The 20,297-nt window shown below is 39.2% G+C and carries 19 protein-coding genes and 1 pseudogene; 10 read left to right on the top strand and 10 right to left on the bottom strand.

Annotated features, from left to right (window positions below):
- Positions 1-49: 49 nt before the first annotated feature.
- From U0R11_RS13330 to U0R11_RS13315, 4 genes are all read left to right on the top strand, one after another.
- Positions 50-1,087 carry an endo-1,4-beta-xylanase gene (locus U0R11_RS13330; protein WP_406752287.1) on the top strand — a complete coding sequence of 346 codons (1,038 nt, stop codon included), beginning with the start codon at positions 50-52 and terminating at the stop codon, positions 1,085-1,087.
- A gap of 98 nt (positions 1,088-1,185) precedes the next feature.
- Positions 1,186-1,308 (top strand): hypothetical protein, encoded by a 123-nt coding sequence (locus U0R11_RS13325; RefSeq protein WP_406752285.1) that lies wholly within the window; start codon positions 1,186-1,188, stop codon positions 1,306-1,308.
- Between the two features lie 210 nt (positions 1,309-1,518).
- Positions 1,519-1,884 (top strand): cryptochrome/photolyase family protein, encoded by a 366-nt coding sequence (locus tag U0R11_RS13320; RefSeq protein ID WP_406752283.1) that lies wholly within the window; start codon positions 1,519-1,521, stop codon positions 1,882-1,884.
- Positions 1,885-1,901: 17 nt separating this feature from the next.
- Positions 1,902-3,014 (top strand): cryptochrome/photolyase family protein, encoded by a 1,113-nt coding sequence (locus tag U0R11_RS13315; RefSeq protein ID WP_406752282.1) that lies wholly within the window; start codon positions 1,902-1,904, stop codon positions 3,012-3,014.
- On the opposite strand, the gene U0R11_RS13310 is transcribed toward U0R11_RS13315, so the two are convergent.
- From U0R11_RS13310 to U0R11_RS13295, 4 genes are all read right to left on the bottom strand, one after another.
- A complete protein-coding gene (locus tag U0R11_RS13310) occupies positions 2,914-4,044 on the bottom strand; it encodes an FAD-binding domain-containing protein (RefSeq protein ID WP_406752280.1) in 1,131 nt (376 codons plus the stop codon). The genes U0R11_RS13315 and U0R11_RS13310 overlap by 101 nt on opposite strands.
- On the bottom strand, positions 4,044-4,364 hold the full coding sequence (locus tag U0R11_RS13305; RefSeq protein ID WP_406752278.1) for a TIGR03643 family protein: 321 nt from the start codon (positions 4,362-4,364) through the stop codon (positions 4,044-4,046). Before U0R11_RS13305 ends, U0R11_RS13310 begins: the two co-directional genes overlap by 1 nt.
- A complete protein-coding gene (locus U0R11_RS13300; protein ID WP_166375420.1) occupies positions 4,312-4,449 on the bottom strand; it encodes a DUF2256 domain-containing protein in 138 nt (45 codons plus the stop codon). The genes U0R11_RS13305 and U0R11_RS13300 overlap by 53 nt, the downstream gene beginning before the upstream one ends.
- A gap of 107 nt (positions 4,450-4,556) precedes the next feature.
- On the bottom strand, positions 4,557-5,000 hold the full coding sequence (locus U0R11_RS13295; protein WP_406752276.1) for a nuclear transport factor 2 family protein: 444 nt from the start codon (positions 4,998-5,000) through the stop codon (positions 4,557-4,559).
- A 189-nt stretch (positions 5,001-5,189) separates the two neighbouring features.
- Here U0R11_RS13295 and U0R11_RS13290 point away from each other — a divergent pair, with 189 nt between their 5' ends.
- The 4 genes and pseudogenes from U0R11_RS13290 to U0R11_RS13275 all read left to right on the top strand — a co-directional run bounded on the left by U0R11_RS13290 (position 5,190) and on the right by U0R11_RS13275 (position 11,040).
- Positions 5,190-6,467, top strand: a complete 1,278-nt coding sequence (locus tag U0R11_RS13290; RefSeq protein ID WP_406752274.1) for a prolyl oligopeptidase family serine peptidase — start codon at positions 5,190-5,192, stop codon at positions 6,465-6,467.
- Positions 6,468-6,845: 378 nt separating this feature from the next.
- Positions 6,846-8,246: a S8 family peptidase gene (locus U0R11_RS13285; RefSeq protein WP_406752272.1), complete on the top strand. Its 1,401-nt coding sequence runs from the start codon at positions 6,846-6,848 to the stop codon at positions 8,244-8,246.
- 214 nt (positions 8,247-8,460) lie between these two features.
- A pseudogene (locus tag U0R11_RS13280) lies at positions 8,461-9,408 on the top strand (DUF5117 domain-containing protein); the annotation flags it as partial.
- Between the two features lie 213 nt (positions 9,409-9,621).
- Positions 9,622-11,040 carry a zinc-dependent metalloprotease gene (locus U0R11_RS13275; protein WP_406752324.1) on the top strand — a complete coding sequence of 473 codons (1,419 nt, stop codon included), beginning with the start codon at positions 9,622-9,624 and terminating at the stop codon, positions 11,038-11,040.
- Positions 11,041-11,105: 65 nt separating this feature from the next.
- On the opposite strand, the gene U0R11_RS13270 is transcribed toward U0R11_RS13275, so the two are convergent.
- The 3 genes from U0R11_RS13270 to U0R11_RS13260 all read right to left on the bottom strand — a co-directional run bounded on the left by U0R11_RS13270 (position 11,106) and on the right by U0R11_RS13260 (position 13,883).
- Positions 11,106-12,158 (bottom strand): DUF4407 domain-containing protein, encoded by a 1,053-nt coding sequence (locus U0R11_RS13270; protein ID WP_406752270.1) that lies wholly within the window; start codon positions 12,156-12,158, stop codon positions 11,106-11,108.
- 4 nt (positions 12,159-12,162) lie between these two features.
- Entirely contained in the window at positions 12,163-12,720 is a 558-nt protein-coding gene (locus U0R11_RS13265; RefSeq protein WP_406752268.1) for a hypothetical protein, read from the bottom strand.
- 257 nt (positions 12,721-12,977) lie between these two features.
- Positions 12,978-13,883, bottom strand: a complete 906-nt coding sequence (locus U0R11_RS13260) for a PIG-L family deacetylase (RefSeq protein ID WP_406752267.1) — start codon at positions 13,881-13,883, stop codon at positions 12,978-12,980.
- 111 nt (positions 13,884-13,994) lie between these two features.
- Here U0R11_RS13260 and U0R11_RS13255 point away from each other — a divergent pair, with 111 nt between their 5' ends.
- Both U0R11_RS13255 and U0R11_RS13250 read left to right on the top strand, forming a co-directional pair.
- The gene (locus tag U0R11_RS13255) at positions 13,995-14,270 is read left to right on the top strand and encodes a SelT/SelW/SelH family protein (RefSeq protein WP_269002421.1); all 276 of its coding nucleotides are present in this window, start codon (positions 13,995-13,997) and stop codon (positions 14,268-14,270) included.
- Complete coding sequence (locus U0R11_RS13250) at positions 14,267-14,848, top strand: molybdenum cofactor guanylyltransferase (protein ID WP_406752265.1); 582 nt, start codon at positions 14,267-14,269, stop codon at positions 14,846-14,848. The genes U0R11_RS13255 and U0R11_RS13250 overlap by 4 nt, the downstream gene beginning before the upstream one ends.
- Here U0R11_RS13250 and U0R11_RS13245 read toward each other — a convergent pair.
- From U0R11_RS13245 to U0R11_RS13235, 3 genes are read right to left on the bottom strand one after another with little or no spacing between them, the layout of a single operon-like run.
- The gene (locus tag U0R11_RS13245) at positions 14,841-16,271 is read right to left on the bottom strand and encodes a rubredoxin (protein WP_406752264.1); all 1,431 of its coding nucleotides are present in this window, start codon (positions 16,269-16,271) and stop codon (positions 14,841-14,843) included. The genes U0R11_RS13250 and U0R11_RS13245 overlap by 8 nt on opposite strands.
- On the bottom strand, positions 16,268-16,771 hold the full coding sequence (locus U0R11_RS13240; protein WP_406752262.1) for a nitrate reductase associated protein: 504 nt from the start codon (positions 16,769-16,771) through the stop codon (positions 16,268-16,270). The genes U0R11_RS13245 and U0R11_RS13240 overlap by 4 nt, the downstream gene beginning before the upstream one ends.
- Positions 16,752-20,291 carry a molybdopterin-dependent oxidoreductase gene (locus U0R11_RS13235; RefSeq protein WP_406752260.1) on the bottom strand — a complete coding sequence of 1,180 codons (3,540 nt, stop codon included), beginning with the start codon at positions 20,289-20,291 and terminating at the stop codon, positions 16,752-16,754. The genes U0R11_RS13240 and U0R11_RS13235 overlap by 20 nt, the downstream gene beginning before the upstream one ends.
- Positions 20,292-20,297: the final 6 nt, after the last annotated feature.

The raw sequence follows: 20,297 nt of genomic DNA, 5'->3' as shown, positions 1-20,297 counted from the left end.
ATAGATGCTTTTTCTCCTAAATTATTACCTTGTGAAAAACCTTTTGACCATGAAAAGAATCATTACGTTGTTCATACTGGGCTTTACTCCTTTTCTACAGGCCCAACAAGTCCATTCCACTGAATTTCTAAAACTGATTCTTCCCTATCCTTTGGGTGCATCGGTGAATCCTCGACTATTGGAAGAAAATAGTTCTTATCGTGCCTTGGCTATGAATGAATTTACAAGCATCACAGCTGAAAATCACATGAAAATGGCACTCATTCATCCAGAGGCCATGCGTTTTGATTTTGTCAAAGGGGATGAAATTGTGGCTTTTGCTAAGAAAAATAAGAGTCGGGTTCATGGACATACCTTGGTTTGGCATAATCAAACAGCTCCATGGATGAAGGATTTTCAAGGGGATCAGCAGGCTTGGGAAAATCTATTAAAAAACCATATTCAAACGATTATGAACCATTATCAAGGGCAAATAGCTGGCTGGGATGTGGTAAATGAGGCCTTTTTAGATGATGGAAGTTTAAGGCCAAGTATTTGGGCAGATCACATACCCGATTACCTTGCTAAAAGCTTTACATGGGCACATGAGGCAGACTCCAAGGCTATACTTTTTTACAATGATTATGGACAAGATGGAAAACCTAAAAAAATGGAGGCCATTTTGAATATGGTTCAAGATTTCAAAAAACGTCAAATCCCTATTCATGGATTAGGATTGCAAATGCACATTTCCATACAGTCCAAAAATGAAGAAATCAAGCAAGTGATCGAGCAGTCGACCGCTACTGGCTTACACATTCATTTTTCAGAAGTAGATGTGGCGGTGAATCCGAAAAACAATCCTGATTTTGTCAATGATGTAATGAGCCTACAAGCTCAATCTAACAAGTTTCACTTGTTATTTTCTGCCTTTGCTGCCATTCCTACTAAACAACAATATGGCATAACTTTTTGGAATGTAGGCGATAAGGATTCTTGGTTACGAGGCTATTTCAAAAGACCAAAAGAGTATCCTTTGCTGTTTGATGAGAGTTACCAAAGGAAGTCGGTATATGGGGAATTGTATCAAAGATTGAAAAAGAAATAATACTAAATTTCACCTACATGAACATCAACAAAAAATCGGCCTAAAGGTGGTTAATCCAATCGATTTCTGGGCTTCTATTGACAGGTTCTGGCTTATCCATGGCCATAGATGCAGGAATTAGTAAAATGCAAGGAGATGCCTGGTTTTGGTATGGAACTGGGGCTTTGCTTGTATTTCAGGCAGGATTCTGTTTATTAATTGACTCTGTGAGGTTTAGGTAATTGCCTTTTATTTTTTCCTAACAAGTATTGCTTTCTGGCACCAATTGACTTTACATCTAGATTCCCTTCAACACATGACCCATACTTTGGATATGTTTATGGTAAATATGAACGGATAAGATAATTATTTGAATATTCATTTTTCAGGTATCTTTTAAAACATCTTCTTCATTTCACTAGTTGACATAGCGGGCCTTAAAATCCTTGCCTATGAAAGCATTTCTTATTTTTCCACATCAATTATTTGAAGAAGCATTGGAGCTGCCTTCGGATCAAACATGTTATGTGATTGAGTCTGATTTGTATTTCAAACAATATAATTTTCATCAACAAAAGCTTCTTTTTCACCGAGCCAGCCTTCGCTATTTTGCTGATTTACTAAGTCAACATGGATTTCAAGTAATCTATATTGAGGCCAATGACCCTAAATCCAACATAATTGAGCTCATTTCAACCCTACAAAAAGAGGGATTAAGTGAATTAAGCTATTTTGACACCCATGATTACTTACTGGAAAAGAGAATTCAACGTGTCTGTCGAGTACCAAAAAACATAATCCCAGTCCCAATTTCTTAAATCAGGATGTTCAAATTTTGGGCAACAAAAAAACCTATTTCCAAACGGCGTTTTACATTCAACAAAGAAAGAATCTTCAAATTCTGCTGGACGAACAACAAAATCCGTTGGGTGGACAATGGTCCTTTGATACCGAAAACAGAAAAAAAATACCCAAAAACACCTACATCCCCCAGCCATTTCCAAGTCTTGCATCCAATCCCTATGTTCAGGAAGCTATTCACTATGTCCAAATACATTTTCCCAAAAACCCAGGAAGCCTAGAAATGCCCTTTATTAGTGGATACTACCCATGTACACATGAAGATGCGAAATTAGCTTTGGATCAATTTATCCAAGAACGTCTCGCTCTTTTTGGTGTCTATGAAGATGCTATTTTAGCGCAGGAATCTACCCTATTTCATAGTGTATTAAGTCCCCTCATCAACGTGGGGCTTTTAAACCCAGCTAAAATTGTTGCACAAATCGTTCAGACACAGGCTCCATTGAATAGTTTGGAAGGCTTAATCCGACAAATCATTGGTTGGCGAGAGTTTGTACAATTATTGTATCAAAAAATTGGAACGCAGCAAAGAAATTCCAACTATTGGCAATTTACCAAGGAGATGCCGGAGGCATTTTATACCGCTTCCACGGGGATAGAACCTGTGGATATGACCATTCGAAAACTTCTCAAAACAGGTTATTCACACCATATCGAACGATTGATGGTACTCGGAAACTTCATGTTACTGTGTGAAATCAAACCAAACGCCGTGTATCAATGGTTCATGGAAATGTACATCGATGCCTACGATTGGGTGATGGTTCCCAATGTTTATGGCATGTCGCAATTTAGTGATGGAGGATTAATGACGACGAAACCCTATATCTGTGGTTCCAATTATATTTTAAAAATGAGCGATTATAAAAAAGGTCCTTGGCAAGCTGTTTGGGATGGATTATTTTGGCGGTTTTTAGATAAACAGCGAGCCACTTTTTCCAAAAACCCTCGCTGGGCTATGCTCATAAGCACTTGGGATAAAATGCCTAAAGAAAAGAAAGATTCCCATCTTCAACAGGCTGAAAATTATCTGACCAGCCTTTTTCCAAGCGTTTCTTCAGAGGATTCCAATATGAAAAAAAGCTAGGGAAATCTCCGATTAAATCAGGTGCTAAAAATGGATAAGCTTCTAACTCTCCTACCCAATGAGTAAGAATGGGATGATCTCTAAAGATACCCAGACAGCCCAAATCTGCGTATTCACCAGAATAAACCTGTAAGTCAGGAATTTGTGCAGCTAAATCCAATATAAATTGAATGGAATTAGGCGACATAGGAAAACGCTTAAAATGAGACGGTTCCATCACCAAAATTCGATTTCCCTTCTCCTTGGCATGGAAATTGGGGTCTAGGGTATAATGCGAATATAAGAAAGTAGGTAAGTCTGGATTGATCTGTGGAACTTGAAAGTGGATATTCGGTTCTTGAGGTTTAAAATCAAACTTTTCTTTGAATATGTCGGGAAATGCCAAATAAGGTAGTTCTTCATAAGAACAATCGACTAACGTATTTCTTTGTTGACGATGTGTGTAATGATTGATATTTTCTTGATTCACCCAATAGGGCTTATTGCTAAAGGTAGCAGCGCACCATTGCCAACTAAGCGCATTACTCGCTAAATCTCCATCCAGTAAATGATAATACATCCAAGCAGCAGGTCCAGACCAGTGATAATGTGCCACATTACAGGCAAGAGATGCGATGTACATCCGAAGGTGATTGTGCAAATATCCTGTTTGAGGAAAACGAGCTATATGTTCATCGATGGCTTCAATCCCTGTTTGAGCATGAACCAAAGCGGAAGGAAGTCCTCGGTGCAAAACACCCTCCTGAGGATGTCGAATATCTTGAAAGATACCATCGCCAAGTCGAAACCAAGTTTTGGTATAATACTCCCGCCAGGCTAATTCTTGAATAAATTTTTCCAATTCCGAAAAGCTAAATCCGCGGTTCTTCAACCTAAATAATACCCCTGGTACGGTAATAAACCCACGAGACATATAAGGTGAAAGGTAGGAAACACCACCATCGATAAAATTTCTGGTACGAGCATAAGTTACAGGATCGAAAGTGTCAATTCGATGGTATACAGCTTCTAGGCTGGCAGGAAATTCCATTAGCGTTTACTAATTTTATTCAAGCTGATACTTCGCTGGAGATTACATTTAAAACGTGGGTCTAGGGAAACTCTTTTTATCAGGTGTTTGGTGTTTCGGCCCGACATCCTTTTGCGCCACATCTGAAAACTCGACCTTTTACTATGTAGTCGCATGAATTCTATGACTTCTTTTTCTTTGAGTCCAAACTGAAATTCAATGGCTTCAAAAGGCGTGCGATCTTCCCAAGCCATTTGTATGATTCTGTCTATATCTTCTTCTGACAACTTATTTATTTCTTCGACACTTTTCACTGCAATAAACGATTTTGTCCCAATCACGCTCCCATTTTTTGCGCCAAGAAAATGGTCTGGAGCAAATAGGACAAATTTTAGTAGGCAAATGCTGTTTTTTAACCCCTTGCATGACACAATTTAATACCCAATAGCATTAGTTATTCGAAACAATGCAAATGAAAAAAGGTTTAAAATTTCTACAAAAATTTGAGTTTAAACGTTCTTTGAATATACCGCTTACTTTATCGGTGTAGAATGCATCATGCGGATTTTCCAGCGGCCTGAATGTTTAACCAATACCACACTTTCTAACCAGCGTGCGTTTCGGATTTGATCTCCCCGACGAATCACAGCTTGGTTCCAATAACTCACCCAAGCCATATCTCCCTGTTGCTCAGTCCTTAAAAAAGTAAAGGTATTTTTTCGTTCGTAAGGAATACTAGGATTTGGTTTTACTTTTTGAGTCAAAGTATCATTGGTCCAAATCATCCCTGCTTCATAGAGTACAAAATCAGGCGTGGTATTCTCTTTGAATAAGGTGACATTCATTTGCGAAAAACCATCAAAAAACCGAATGATTGGCTGATGTAGGCTGTCAGTTGGAGCTTGCGCCGACAAATCTAGGTTTCCACCAATGAATAATAGGACGCTTAAATAGGTAAAAAGTATGTTTTTTTTCATGGATGAATCAATAATTGAATCCAAATCTAAAGATGTTTAGCAAATTTATTAGGCTCTCCCCTTTGAAATATGTTCAAAATCCAAAAACTTCAATATTCATCACTCTTTGGATTATACATCTATTTTACGGTATTCACAGGTTAAATTATTTTCAAATATTGGCTACATTGAAAAAAAAATCACGATACCATGAAGAAAATCAGGTACATTTTTGCGCTATTATTAGCGACGATTTCAATGACCACTAGTGCCAAACCAACTGGATCTTACAAACTAGTGGTGGAAGGTTTTGACTGGGGAGCAGGTGTTAATAAAGTAATTCTAAGCTTGTCTGATACCACTTCGACCGTGAATGCTGGTGAATTTTCTGTCTTTGCTTCCAGAAAGTCCACCGCTGGGCCTATCGCAGAAGAGCAATCTCACGGTAAAAGAGAAATCGTAGGAGCTTATGTTTCCGATTCAACAGGCAATCGGGTTAAAACTGGCAAAAACATCACGTTGGTGCTGGCAGTGGGGCCACAACTACCCATTAGCTCTCCCATCCAATATTTCAGAAGCAAAGGTAATGTGTGGGTAGATTATCAATTGACCATCATTCATGCGAAATCTCAACAAGTTTGGGATAGCCCTACTGGAAAAATAATGCCTTTAGTCGATCAATTTGATTTAACAGGTAAGTATAAGTTCAATGATCAATTGACGATGTCTTATGCTACTTATAGTCCGACCATCAAAAAGGAGAAAGCCCCCTTACTCATTTGGCTGCATGGTGGAGGAGAAGGCGGATTTGATCCAACGATTCCCCTATTAGGCAATAAAGCAGCAAATTATGCCTCAGAAGCAATCCAGTCAATTTTTGAAGGAGCTTATGTCTTATCTCCCCAGTGTCCAGGAGCTTGGATGCATAATGCGCAAAAAGTAAGTACACAAGGCAAGGAAAATGATGTCTACAATGAAGGATTAATGGCATTGATTAAAGACTATGTCAAATCCAACCCCCATATTGACCCCAATCGAATCTATGTGGGAGGTTGCTCTAACGGTGGATATATGGCATTAAAGTTGATATTACTATACCCAGACTACTTTGCTGCTGGATATATCAGTGCCTTGGCTTACCGTTCCGAATACATCCCTGATGCCGATATTCAAAAAATCAAGCAAGTTCCTATTTGGTTTGTTCATTCTAAAGATGACGCTACTACCATCCCAGATCTAACGGTGGTTCCTGTTTATCAAAGATTGCAGGCAGCTGGAGCTGAAAATGTTCATTTTACCTATTATGACCATGTACATGATATCACCAATTTCTATGGAGGAAAAGGATTTCAATATAACGGACATTGGTCTTGGGTTTACCTACATGAAAACCTTCCAAGAACTGACCTAGACGGTTCATTAGTTAAAGTTAATGGGAAGCCTGTTAGCATCATGGAATGGTTGGCTGCTCAGAAAAAAGGCAAATAATATTTCCGATATGTAGTTAATATAAGCCTCTCATATGACATATCAGAGGCTAAATTGTATCATCCAATTTGACCTAACAGAAGAAATGATAGGCCGTTTTACTTTACTAATTCATCCTTGATGAACACGATTAGACAATTAGTTATAAATCTAAATGAAAACTTTCTTCAATTTTGGCAAAAAAGCCCATTCTTTACATTCTTTCATTGACATATGTCAATATTATCCAATTTTAGATTATTAAATTGTAAAAAAATAAGATAATATAGATTTCTATTTTAACTTAACGAATTGTAATCATTACATTTACTATGTGTTCGAATTTAATATTTGTGTTCTAAATCATACATTTAACTTACTCACATTAAAAATCGAATAATGAAATCTCTATTTGCAATTTTACTTTTGGCGGCATTTACCTTTTCTTGCCAGATGCAATTGGATGAATTAGCTCTATCGCCCAATAGTAACAATGGCAATTCCTCTGCTCCAGGTTTAGTTCAACAAGGTAATTCAGGGAAAAATATTTCCAATGAAGTATTAATTCAATTTAAAAGAGGAACTTCTGAATCTGGTAAATTAACTGCCATAAAAGCTATTACAGGGACTATTCAAGAACAAATCATCACGCAAGAAATGAAAGATGAAGGCGATGAGGGATTCTATGTCATAAAAACCAATATCAATGCCATTGAAGCCATCAATCGTGCTTCAAAAAATTCTTTAATCGAAATAGCAGAACTTAATCAACTGTATACACACCAACAAACAAGTACTACTCCCGACGATTTATTTTATAGCACAGGTCAACTTTGGGGCTTGAATGGAACCTATGGCAGTAATGCCAACGTAGCTTGGGCAAATAATAATACAGGATCTTCTACCGTTTACGTAGGTATTGTGGACGAGGGTGTTATGTTTAATCACCCTGACTTAGTCAACAACATGTGGTCCAACCCAAATGAAATCGTAGATGGTTTGGATAATGATAGAAACGGATATATTGACGATGTCCGTGGTTGGGATTTTGCCAACAATGATGCTTCCGTCTATGATGGAAATTCAAGCAATGATATTGATGCACATGGTACGCACATTTCAGGTACCATTGGCGGATTAGGCAACAATTCCATTGGAGTAGTTGGCGTGAATTGGAATGTCAAAATCATCCCAACAAAATTCATGGGACCTACTGGAGGATCTACCGCCAATGCGATCAAAGCATTAGATTATTTAACCAGTTTGAAGAAAACTAAAAGAATCAATATAGTAGCCAGCAATAATTCTTGGGGTGGAGGTAGCTACTCTAAATTATTGATGTCCGCCATTCAACGAGCTGACAGAGGTGGTATACTTTTTATTGTAGCAGCAGGTAATGCTGGAAGCAACATCGATTTGACTCCTTCTTATCCAGCTAGTTATACCACTCCCAATGTCATAGCTGTATCTGCTATTGATGTGGATGGTTTACTGCCTACATGGTCTAGTTATGGTGTTAAATCAGTTGCTCTCGGAGCTCCTGGAGCAAATATCATTTCTACAGTCTCAGGACCTAATGGCGTAGGATATGCTGCTTATAGTGGCACATCCATGGCAGCTCCACACGTAACGGCGGCTGTTGCCCTGTATGCGGCAAAAAATTATCCAACGAGTACCAACCAATCTGCTTCTCAAGTGATTAAAAAAGCTATTATTAATAGCACCAGTGTCACACCGTCTTTAAATGGTAAAACAATTTCAGGTGGTCGACTAAATGTAGGTGTTGTAGGATTTTATTAATACTTCTTAATAAAAGCGTATCCGTGTTTTAAAGGCCTCTCTTTCATTAGAGAGGCTTTTTGTTTTTCTTATCGATCAACAGCAGAAAAATATTCCTCGGAAAAATGACCGTCGGTTTGGTAAGTAAAAAGACCCTGTTTAAATTACCTGATAACTTCCATATTAGGATTGTCGTATTGTTCGATCATTTCCTTGTAAACACGCTAAAAATTACATGAAAAAAATCCAATTATCGTTTGCTGTGGCAGTCCTGCTGATGAGTCAATTACCAGCAGCATTAGCCCAAGGCAATAAAAAACCAGAAGTTCCCAAAACTCCAGTGGCTGCAGCTCCCATTGCCGAAACGCCTAAAGTAGATGCCAATAAAAAAGGTCCCAAACCTTACAATAAAGTAGTCGATAGCACGGCTGTCACGCAAAAAGGATTATTCGATGTCCATAAAATGGATCAGAAATTTCTTTTTGAAATTCCAGCAGCCCTCATTGACCAAGAAATCATGACCATTACTCGTTTTTCCAAAACACCAGCCGGTGGAGGAATTTTTGGAGGAGAGGAAGTAAACCGACAAGTGATTCAATTTGAAAAAGGGAATAATAATAACTTATTGCTTCGTTCCATAAGCTACGTCATCATGTCGCCCGATGAAGGAAAGCCTTTAGCCCAGGCGGTTAAAAACTCCTCAGCTAATCCTATTGTGGGAATTTATGACATATTAGCCATTAAAAAAGATTCTACAGGTAAAAAGGAGCTTTCCTATGTCATCGACATGACCAGTACCTTTGACTCCGATATTCAAACATTTTCTTTAGATCCAGTCAGAAAACAAACACTGAGTATTCAGGCGTTTCAATAGGATAAGTCGTTTATTCAGAAGATAAGTAGCTTTCCTATCAATACGGAAATTAGAACTGTAAAAACCTATTCTACGGTACCCTCCTTGATTTCGTTGAGCCCAGTTCCTAGAATTGGAACCAATTTGCCTGCCGGTTTAGATGCTGGTTTATTGACTTTGGAATTAAATACTTCCATGATTGCCTTGCCGAAAAAACCCATGCGTAAAAGAAGTTTTGATGCCCGCGTAGGTTATTTCGCCAATCAATATGGAGTGTTTGAAGAAGAATCTCAAAAAGCAGATACTGACGTATTTGCCGTTAGATGGCGCCTTGAACCTAAGTCGAAAGAAGATGCGGAAAAACAGAAAAAAGGGCAATTGATTGAACCTGCAAAACCCATTGTTTACTACATTGACCCCGCCACACCAGACAAATGGAAAAAATACATCAAAGCGGGTATTGATGATTGGCAAGCGGCTTTTGAACATGCCGGTTGGAAAAATGCCATTCGTGGAGAGTATTGGCCAGAAAATGATCCTAGCATGAGTCTAGAAGATGCACGCTTCTCTGTCGTTCGCTATTTTGCAGCTGATATTCAAAATGCTTACGGTCCCAACGTACATGATCCTAGAACGGGTGAAATCCTAGAAAGTCATATCGGCTGGTACCATAATATCATGTCATTATTGAGAAATTGGTATATGGTTCAAACCGGAGCCGTAGATCCTAAAGCACGCAAAAAAACATTTGACGATGCCTTAATGGGTGAACTAATCCGTTTTGTTTCCTCTCATGAAGTAGGACATACCTTAGGTTTACGTCATAACATGGGCGCAAGTTCTGCTACTCCAGTAGAAAAATTACGTGATAAAGACTTCCAAGAAAAAAATGGACATACTTCTTCTATCATGGATTATGCCCGTTTCAATTATGTGGCTCAGCCAGAAGATGGCGTAACGCATTTATTCCCGAAAATTGGAGATTATGACAAATGGGCCATCAAGTGGGGTTATTCCTATTTTGATGAAGCAAAAAGTGAAAAAGAAGAAAAGGCTATTTTGAATGAATTGACGAAAGAAGCTTACAAAAACCGTAGGCTATGGTTTGGTACAGAAGTCAGTCCCTATGATCCACGTTACCAAACCGAGGACATCGGTGATAATGCCATGATTGCTTCTACGTATGGCATTAAAAACTTGCAAAGAATTCTTCCCAACTTAATTGATTGGACCAAAGAAAACGGAGAAAGCTATGCTGAATTAGATGAATTATACACCAATGTCACAGGACAATACAGAAGGTATTTAGGCCATGTAACAAAAAATGTGGGTGGGATTTATGACAATCCTAAAACCTATGATATGGTGGGTAATCAATTTGAAATAGTACCAAAGAACTTACAAAAAGATGCCGTTGCTTTCTTAAATAAGCAGTTATTTGCTACTCCAACTTGGTTGTTAGATCAAAATATCCTTGCCAAAATCAATCCTGAAAATGGAGTTGAGGTGATTAAATCCATGCAAGATGCTACTCTAAGCAATCTCTTACTGGGCGACCGCATGGTACGTTTGATGGAAGGTTCATCCATCAACAAAAACAATTATTCGGTCGATGAATTAATGACTGATTTACGATTAGGTATTTTCTCGGAATTAAAAAGCCAAACTTCCGTGGATATTTTCAGAAGAAATCTTCAAAAATTGTACATTGACAAAGTAGCAGCCTTGCTAAATCCTGGAACGACACAAGTAAGGTCTATTCCCGTAGGTGTAACTTTTGGATTTAGGACACGAATGGTTAATCTTAATCAAACTGATTTACCATCCATCGCCAGAGGTCAATTACTCAACTTAAAAGATAGCTTAAAAGCGGCTTCTGCTGGATCAGCTGACCGATTGAGTAAATTTCACTTATTGGATTTAATTGCTCGTATTGATAAAGCCTTAGATCCTAAGAAATAATTTCATCAGTGCAACAAAAAAAGCCTTCCAGTAAACAGGAAGGCTTTTTTTATGAATGAACAAACCTACTTGGGCAAATTCTGAATCAAATGGGATGTTGAACCTATCATGGAATCAGCACCTAATGCGGCATTGCGCTTATCTTCCAGAGCCATTAAACGACGGATACGAATATTTTGTTGATAGTCGACCACCTTTTCATAATCATTTTCATGATGATTACTTTTTATGATGAGTACCAAGGATTCAATTAAAAGGAAAAAGAAAAACCAAATCAAGTAAAATATCAAAGCCGTGGGATAAGGATCAAACTCCATTAAGTAATTGATCAAAGCATTTAACTCATCCAAAAAGCCTGGTTTACGACTTAAAATTTCTTTTGCTTTATTCTTTACCTCCGCAGCATATTGTTGCCCTTTCTGAATTTTCTCATTTTCCAACACACTTATCTTGGAAGCAATGGAAGCTTGAAAGGCCCGTAAATTGGAAATCTCAGGATTGGGAATGCGACTACTTTGCTGTTCACTAATCAAATTACCTTCGGAATCATATCGTTTTCCTCCTCCTCCACCTGCAAGCGTTGCAGGTAATTTCAATACTTGAGTTTGTATTTTTTGGTAATTGATTTTCTCTACCATGATGGTGCTATCCAATTGAGCAATAGCCGTTTGGTAGACATTTTTAGCAATATTACTTTCTTTTAATGCTTTAGCTTCGACTGACGCTTGAGCAATTTTCTGGATGTCGTTGGCGAATAAATACTGGTCGATGATACTGGCTCCAATAACCGCTACAATGATACCCAATAAGACACGAAAGAATTTGGCCCAGCTATTCAGTTTGGCAGAAAGAATGATTTGTCGTTCTATCTGAACAATTAAAACTGCCATGAAAGCGGAACCTAGCAAGGATAACCAGGGACCAAAATTGAGGTATTTATTGGAAAATATATAACCGATTATGGACCAAATGAGCGTGATAATGACTAATGCCGAAGTGATTTTCTTTTGATCGCGTTTGCTCGCTTCCGAGCATTCCGACAAAATTTGGTAATTATGCCCCGAAAGAAAGCAACCAAAACGAAGCCAAAGGTCTTTAGGGATGAAGGTCTTTTCCATAGGTTTAGATGTTACGGTTGATGATATTGGCCATAGAAAGAGCTGCCAAACCTTTATTAAATCCACGTTTGTAAGCTAACACAATGCGAGTGGAAGTGCCTGTATCATTCGATACGTCCAACTTAATTTCTTCCATGGTCTTTAATCGATCCATGCAAATTTCACGTCTAGACTCTAGCTCCTCCACTAAATCATGGAGGTCAGCCTTTCTTCGAGAATTGATGTGAAAATCGATTTCTTTTAGATATTCTTTGATAGCAATTTCCGCTTCATGAATATCAGCTTGCAAATCCAATTTGATGATGGAAATATTATCGTCGCGGTATTTATTATCCGCTGTCGTCAAAGCATCTTGATAACCTTCCATTTCATAATCATGCCGAATTCGATCAAAAATTCGCTGCCAAGTAGATTCCGATCTACCATCGAAATGCGGCTTACGAACATCTAAACTAGGATTCAAACGCTGGTCGATCCGATTCGCCTCTTCCTGTAAGGACACATCAGGAATAGCCTTTTCCTCTGGCTTATTCCCTCCAAATAAATAATTCCAAATTCCCATAATGCTAGGCTCTTTTAATTTGTTAGGTTGATTGAATTAGTGGAAAAGGAACAATACCGACCAAGTAAGTCATAAAATTTTCGAATAAATAAAAATTAGTATAAACGGCACATTCCGAGTCTAAAGCTTGATTTTAATGGATAAAAAGCCTGTAACCCAGGGAGAAAATCCAAGGTCAATCAGGTGAATACCTAACGAATAAAAAGCCAAGAGAATTGTCGAACAAGGTATATTTATCTATTCCTGCCCATGAAATGCTATCGAGGTGCCGCAAAACCACTATTGGCCAGTTGTTGAAATAGGTCTTGCACCGACTGAATACCATGAGCATCGTTGATATCAAAATAGCGATACACTTCAAAATCTGTCTTATGAATACCATTTTCTTGAATGGCTCCTTGGGATTTATAGGCTGCAATGACCCAATCTGCCACAATTTTATAACTTACCTTATCATTTTCTTTGAATCTAAAAGCTCTGTTCAAGGTAAACGTTGGAGCATTGGCTTTGATCTTCGTTTCAGGAAAACCATCAAGCATGCTAAAGTCGACCGGTTTGGCATTAGCTGACAAAGGACTGCCAGCAATGATAATGGGCTTATGTGGCCCTTTGAATCGTTGAACAGCTCCAAGAGCTAGTAACACCGCGGTTTTATGGTGTCCATGCTGACCAGCATGTGGCAACATCGTGAATACAAAATCATATTGGCGTTCGGCTAAAATCAAATCCAATCGTTTTTCCACGAAAGGAATATCCCAATTTTTACCAGAAATATAGGGCTTAGGGTCAAGGGTATACCAATCGTCTGGCTGCTCCATAAAATAGATATTGCGCAATCCCATGATTTTAGCCGCATCCAATATCTCTTGCTTTCGGATCAGGGGTAAATGAGTCCTAGCAACCAAGGAATCGGTTAAATTTAAACCATAATACATGGCACCTAATTGGGAATCGGCAAAGCCTCCGCCCCCATCTGTCATCACAGCCATATCCACTATTCCCTTTAATTCGTGTGTGATTTTAAATAAACTTACCGAGAATCCCGTTTCATCATCGGGATGAGCCGTGACAACAAGTACTTTAGGACCCTGAGATGAGGCAGGAAATGTAAAGCCAATCAATAACAGAGAAAAGAAGATAGCAATAGGTTTCATCAATGACATAGGTTTTAGGTATCGTAAAATCAAAAGAAGGGGTAATTTTTCAATAAATTAGGTAAATTTATTCGAATGATTTGCAATTTTGACGAAGCATTTTAAGACCTTATTCATGCCATGAAACCCACCTTAACTATTTCCTACTGCCCTAAATGCCATTGGTTACTTCGAGCAGCCTATGTGGCTCAAGAAATGTTGAGCACTTTTGAAGCTGAACTAGGGGCTGTAACCTTAAAACCCAGTGAAATATCTGGCGAATTTGCGCTGCATGTCAATGATGAGCTTCTGTTTGACCGTAAAACGCATGGAGGATTTGCTGAAATCAAGGAATTAAAACAACTAGTACGAGATAAAATTTGCCCAGAAAAGTCCTTGGGACATTCCGATCGATGATAGGACTCGTCATGGCAGGTGGTAAAAGTCTACGTATGGGCGCTGACAAAGGTCTGTTAGTAAACAAATCAGGAGAAATATGGGCTAAATCTGCTTGGAACAAATTGAATTCATGTGGAATCAGGAGCTTTGTGGGTTTACATCTAGAACAAACATCCCATTATTCTGCGCACATAAGTCCTGAAAATATCATCTTAGACCTTCCTGAAATACATGCTGCTGGACCCATTAAAGGTATCCTGTCAGCACACATTAACTACCCCAAGGAAGATCTTTTAGTGTTAGCCTGCGATATGCCCAACATGGGAATTTCTTGTTTGAAAGAATTGATGGAGTTCCAGAAAAACAATGCTGAATCTTTGGCATGGGTATACCAAAATGGGGCACAAATAGAACCCATGTGTGCCATTTATTCCGCTCAGGGATTGGCACAAATAGCTAACCTTGTAGAAAAAAATGAGCTGACAAAAACGAGTCTTATTTCCATTTTAGACGGACTTCAAGCAGCCATAAAACCTGTTTCAGAAGATAACACTAAGTATTTCCTTAATTGCAATTCCCCAGATCAAATCAACTAATACTCACAAAAGTGAGTTTGGGCGCCTCACACATTTCACAGACATAATCAGCTGGTAAATCTTCAAAAAGAGTTCCAGCTGGAACTTGCTGAGATTCATCTCCATAGGCAGGATTATAAATAGTCAGGCAAGCCGGACATTGACATAAACTAAGTTTAGTTTCTTCCAGCACAATATCTGGCACGGTAGACACCTTCATTTTTGAGGAACGAAATTTATAAAAACTCAAAATAGCCCTTCGTAACTGTTCACCCAAAATAAATTTAGGAAGTCCTGATCCATACAAAGAACCTGTTCGTTGATTGGGATTAAAATCATTGGCACAAAGAATATCATACACATGAAAAAGTCCCCATAAAACAGGCCTTCTTCTAACCACGATGCCACCAAATACTTCCGATTTCTTTCTGGTTTTAATTCCTATACTTAGTCCAAAGGACCGAGTGTCTTCTTCATTTAGGTGCTTGACCAAAAATTGCTTTAAAGCTAATCCCTCAGGGCTATGATCCTCCACTTGAAAGTTGAGCTCATTTGCCGCATGTCGCATGTTAATTTGATGCTTTTCTAGTAAGAGGTTCCATGCCCTTTTATCAGCCTCCTCTATTCCTTTTATAATCAAAGATTTCCAGGGAGTGGATCCCATTTGTCCTACTTTGGTAGCCAAACACAATTGGCAAGCTTCTTGTAAAAAAGCCACTGCAAATTTTTCTTCCCTTCGATAGATTCCTAGCCAATAGCGGTTATTATAGCGGTTTAATCCTTCATAATAAGGTAAATTGAAATCCGGCAATTTGGCTGATTCTTGGGCTCTTCGTAAAATATAAGGCTTTAAATTCATGCGCGACATCAGCTCCACCCCACTGGCATTTTCTTGATCATAAAAGGCCGGCAAGTCACTCAATAGTAGACTTTCTAAGGACTTAGAAAATGAAGCTACGTCTTGGGTATGTACCAATTCCGTCCATGGATAGACCACATTGGTTTTAGGAAAACGGATAAATAAATGCCAAAAATGGGCTTCGTTGACCGATGCAACCCAATTGATATTACCCGTTAAAAGCGGTGTGAAACTTTGATTGGAATCCGAAATATTAATTTTCAATTGAGGAGAAAAATCAATTCCATCTAAAATATCGCGATATACCCCTTCACTCAGCCAAGTACCTTGAATGAAGATATCTTCAGCCGGATAGGAACTAACGATATTGGGATAAACTTCTGAATTCACTTCATAGGGTATCCCCTTCCTTTCTAATCCAGCTTTCAGAGCGGGAATGAATTCTTCTTCTACTGGAATGATTAGCTGCTGGCGTAATCCAAAACTGACATAGCGAATGTACAAGTGATCCAGCAACTCCAGTATTTCCAAGAGATCTCCTGGAGAAATAATACCACCCAGAAAATTTATTTTTACATAATTCATACGATATTAAATTCACGCATGGCGATTGGGAAATTCTTATTTTCATGTCCAGGGTTGGTCAATTTCAACAAGGCATAACGCTGCAAATGACTCAATTGAGCCCATTGCTGTACGGAAACTTTCCAAGCAAATTCCTTGGCTTTTTCTTGGAGCCTGGCTGGAACTACCAAAACATCCATCCAATCAAAAATCAATCTACTGGGATCTAATTCGCTCAATTCCTCTTTAGTATATTGAAATACCAAGGACCTTAATTTATCCTTATAGCTCATTTTATCCGATAAACTTTCGGTAGGAGCTAGCGCTAAAGCTAATTTCTCAGCGGCCGAAAATTTAGCCCATTCATGCAGCTTCAATTTGATCTTCACTTGATCTAATTTAAAGCGAACCACCATCGGGATGCACCGCATATCGGCTTCTACAAAATCCTCTTCAAAATCAAAATATTCTAAACCCTTTTGACCTTTAAAGATCGATGGTTTATTCAAGAACTCTTTCATGATGTTTCATTTTCAACGTACGATCTAAAATCGATTTCACTTCTGGGCGGCAACTTCCGCAACCCATACCCGCACCACTCAACTGACATAATTGTAGGTGATCCGTACAGCCGGCATCTATCTTTTTGACTAAATTCCCCTCGCCTACGCCATTGCAGCTACAAATCAATTTACCTATAACTGGCTCAGGTGCTTCCCCAGCACGAAGTAACTGCAATCGCTTCTCACTTAACTCAATCTTATTTTCAATCAGATTTTTAAATTCTAGAAATTCTCGCTTATCTCCAATCAATATGGCTCCCACCAATCGATCATTGTGGATAATGCATTTTTTATAATACCTTTTGGCCTTATCGATAAACACGACCTCTTCAAAAGACGGGTTTTGAGGCAATTCAATAATACCCATGGAACAAAAATCCGTACCATGCATTTTCAAGATATTCATCAATAAAGAGCCTGAATATTGAGCTGAAATATCCCCAGATAAATATCGGGCCACAATTTCAGCTTGCTGCTCTGCTGCAGCCGTTATACCAAACAAGGATCCATCACATTCGGCAATTTCCCCAATGGCATGAATATAAGGATCATTGGTTTGTAAATAAGCATCAACACAAATCCCCCTTTGGGTTTTTATGCCAGCTTCTTTGGCTAATTCTATATTGGGTATAGTACCAATGGCGATGACCATGGCTTGACATGTCAAGGTTAATCCACTTTTCAAACGGACACCTGCTATGTTTTCTTCACCTAAAAAGCGTTCTATTTCATCATTATAATGTATGCCAATTCCTCGATCCACTAATTCTTCATGCAGCAATTGACTTCCCAGAGGGTCCAATTGTCGGTCCATAAATCGGGAGTTTCGATGAATTATCGTCACTTTAACTTGCATTTTTTGTAAGGATGCCGCTAGCTCAATCCCTAATAAGCCTCCACCCACAATTAACACGGGACCTTGTTTCGGGTCTATGTGGGCCAAAAAGCGGTCGGCATCCATGCGACTACGCATCGTAAATACTCCGGCCAAAGCAGGTATATCCCGCAAAAGTGCTGGCCTGCTTCCTGTAGCTAAAATAAGTACATCGTAGTGATGGCTTCTTCCCAATTGATCCACTACCCGTTTTTCTTCCCGATTCACAGAGGTAATCCAAACACCCCGATGTAAGGTAAATTGATGTTCTAATTCTTCTTCCTCCGACATCTTGACGAGGTTAATCCAAGGAAGCGTGCCATTGATATAATCAGGAAGTAATACTCGATTATAAAAAGGTAAGTTTTCTTTACTGAATACTTCAATACTGTCATCGGTATTGTATTGTCGATACGACTTCACAAAGCCACAAGCACCCGCACCTGCACCTACCACAATGATCTTCTGCTTTGTTTTTTTATATGCCTTTACAGATACCGCTGAAAATTTAAAATCCGGTTCTTTGCTCTTAGGATCAACCAAATTATTGGTCAAATTATTGGCCCGGTTCAAATCCATATTACCCAGTTTTCCCCAATGCATGGGTAAAAACACGACACCCTTTTTAATGTCAGGGGATAGTTTGGCTTTGACGCGCACTTCCCCCCGATTGTTTTTTATTTCTACTAGCGACTGATCTTGTATTCCTAATTGGGCGGCGTCATCCGGATGAATTTCAAGGAAGGATTCATGAATGTGTTGTTTCAACTTATTCACTTTTCCTGTTTTGGACATGGTATGCCACTGATCCCGAATTCTACCCGTCGTTAGAATCAAGGGAAATTCATTTGACACTTTTTCTGATGTATTTTCATCCGAAACAGTATGAATTTGGGCTTTTTGAGAAGAAGTATAAAACTGATTGTCCGAAAACAAACGAGCTGTACCTTGGTCACTTTGTCCTGAGATATAAGGCCATTGTAGCGTTCTTTTTTCCTTCAAAAGCGCGTGACTCAATCCACTCATATCTACATTCGTCCCTTGGGTCAATTGCACATGTTCGGCATAAATGTCAGCTGAATGATTAAAATCAAAGCCTTTAAATCCCATTTTTTGTGCGAAACGACAAATAATTTCAGCATCAGGAAGTGCTTCACCGGGAGCGTTCAATACCTTAGGCAAATAACTGACCCTCCTTTCAGCATTGGTCATGGTACCTTCTTTCTCTGCCCATGAAGCAGCAGGTAAAACTACGTCTGCATAGGCTAAGGTTTCTACTCGATGAGAGATATCTTGCACCACCACAAATTTGGCTTTCTTGAAGGCCTGTTCTACTCGACGAACATCAGGCATACTGATTAATGGATTGGTACAAATAATCCAAACAGCCTTTAATTTTCCAGATTCCAATGCCTCAAACATTTCGGTAGCGCTGAGCCCTGGTTTGGGAGCAATCCGACCGCGAGGAACAGCCCAAAAATCTTCTACTTCAGCACGATGCGCTGGATTCATTAAATCTCGATGGGCGGGAAGTAAATTGGATAATCCACCAACTTCTCTTCCTCCCATAGCGTTAGGTTGACCAGTGAGTGATAAAGGACCAGCGCCAGGTCGACCGATTTGACCAGTGATTAAATTTAAATTAATCAAGGAGAGGTTTTTACTGACTCCCACGGCACTTTGATTCAATCCCATGGTCCACATGGTCATAAACCCTTTGGCCTCTTTGATGTAAGATGCCGTTGTAAGTATGTCGTTTATTGATACACCACAAAGTTCCGCAGCTTCTTCCAATGTCCTTTGCATGACGGACTCTTGGTAATGAGCAAATCCTTCCGTGTGATTCGATACAAATGCTACATCAATAGCGCCCATCTCGATGAGTGCTCGACCGATGGCATGATGTAATACGATATCTGTGCCAGGATTTAGCTGTAAATGAACATCGGCTATGGAGCAAGTCTGGGTTTTGCGCGGATCACTGACAATGATCTTCAAATCAGGATTTCGCTCTTTGGCAGCTTCTACCCTACGCCATAGAATGGGATGACACCATGCAGGATTGGCGCCAGCTACAAAAATCACATCAGCTACATCTAAATCTTCATAGGATACGGGTACAGAATCTTCTCCCAAAGACATTTTATATCCCACCACCGCTGAGCTCATGCAAAGCCTTGAATTGGTGTCGATGTTATTGGAACCAATATATCCTTTGATGAGCTTATTGATCACATAATATTCTTCCGTCAGACATTGGCCAGAGGCATAAAAAGCCACTGAATCTGGTCCATATTTTTCAATTAATGAACTAAAAACGGCAGCCGTACGCTCTAAGGCTACATCCCAGCTGACACGTTGACGAGGTTGACTTCTCCCAAAGCGGACTTCGGGATAAAGTAACCTGTCGGAGGTATCATTTACTGTATGATGTAAATTCATCCCTTTACTACAAAGTTGCCCTTGGTTCACAGGATGACCTTGTTCTCCTTCCACCCAAATTCTTCCAAGTGGATCTTTTTGTATGGACACACCACAGCCAACCCCACAGTAACAGCAGGTACTTAAATGCTCCGAGAAACCCGCTTTTAAGTGCTTATCCATGAGGTA

Source organism: Aquirufa salirivi, from assembly GCF_045310485.1.
Taxonomy (GTDB): Bacteria; Bacteroidota; Bacteroidia; order Cytophagales; family Spirosomataceae; genus Aquirufa; species Aquirufa salirivi.
This window is presented reverse-complemented; position numbering and strand designations above follow the sequence as displayed.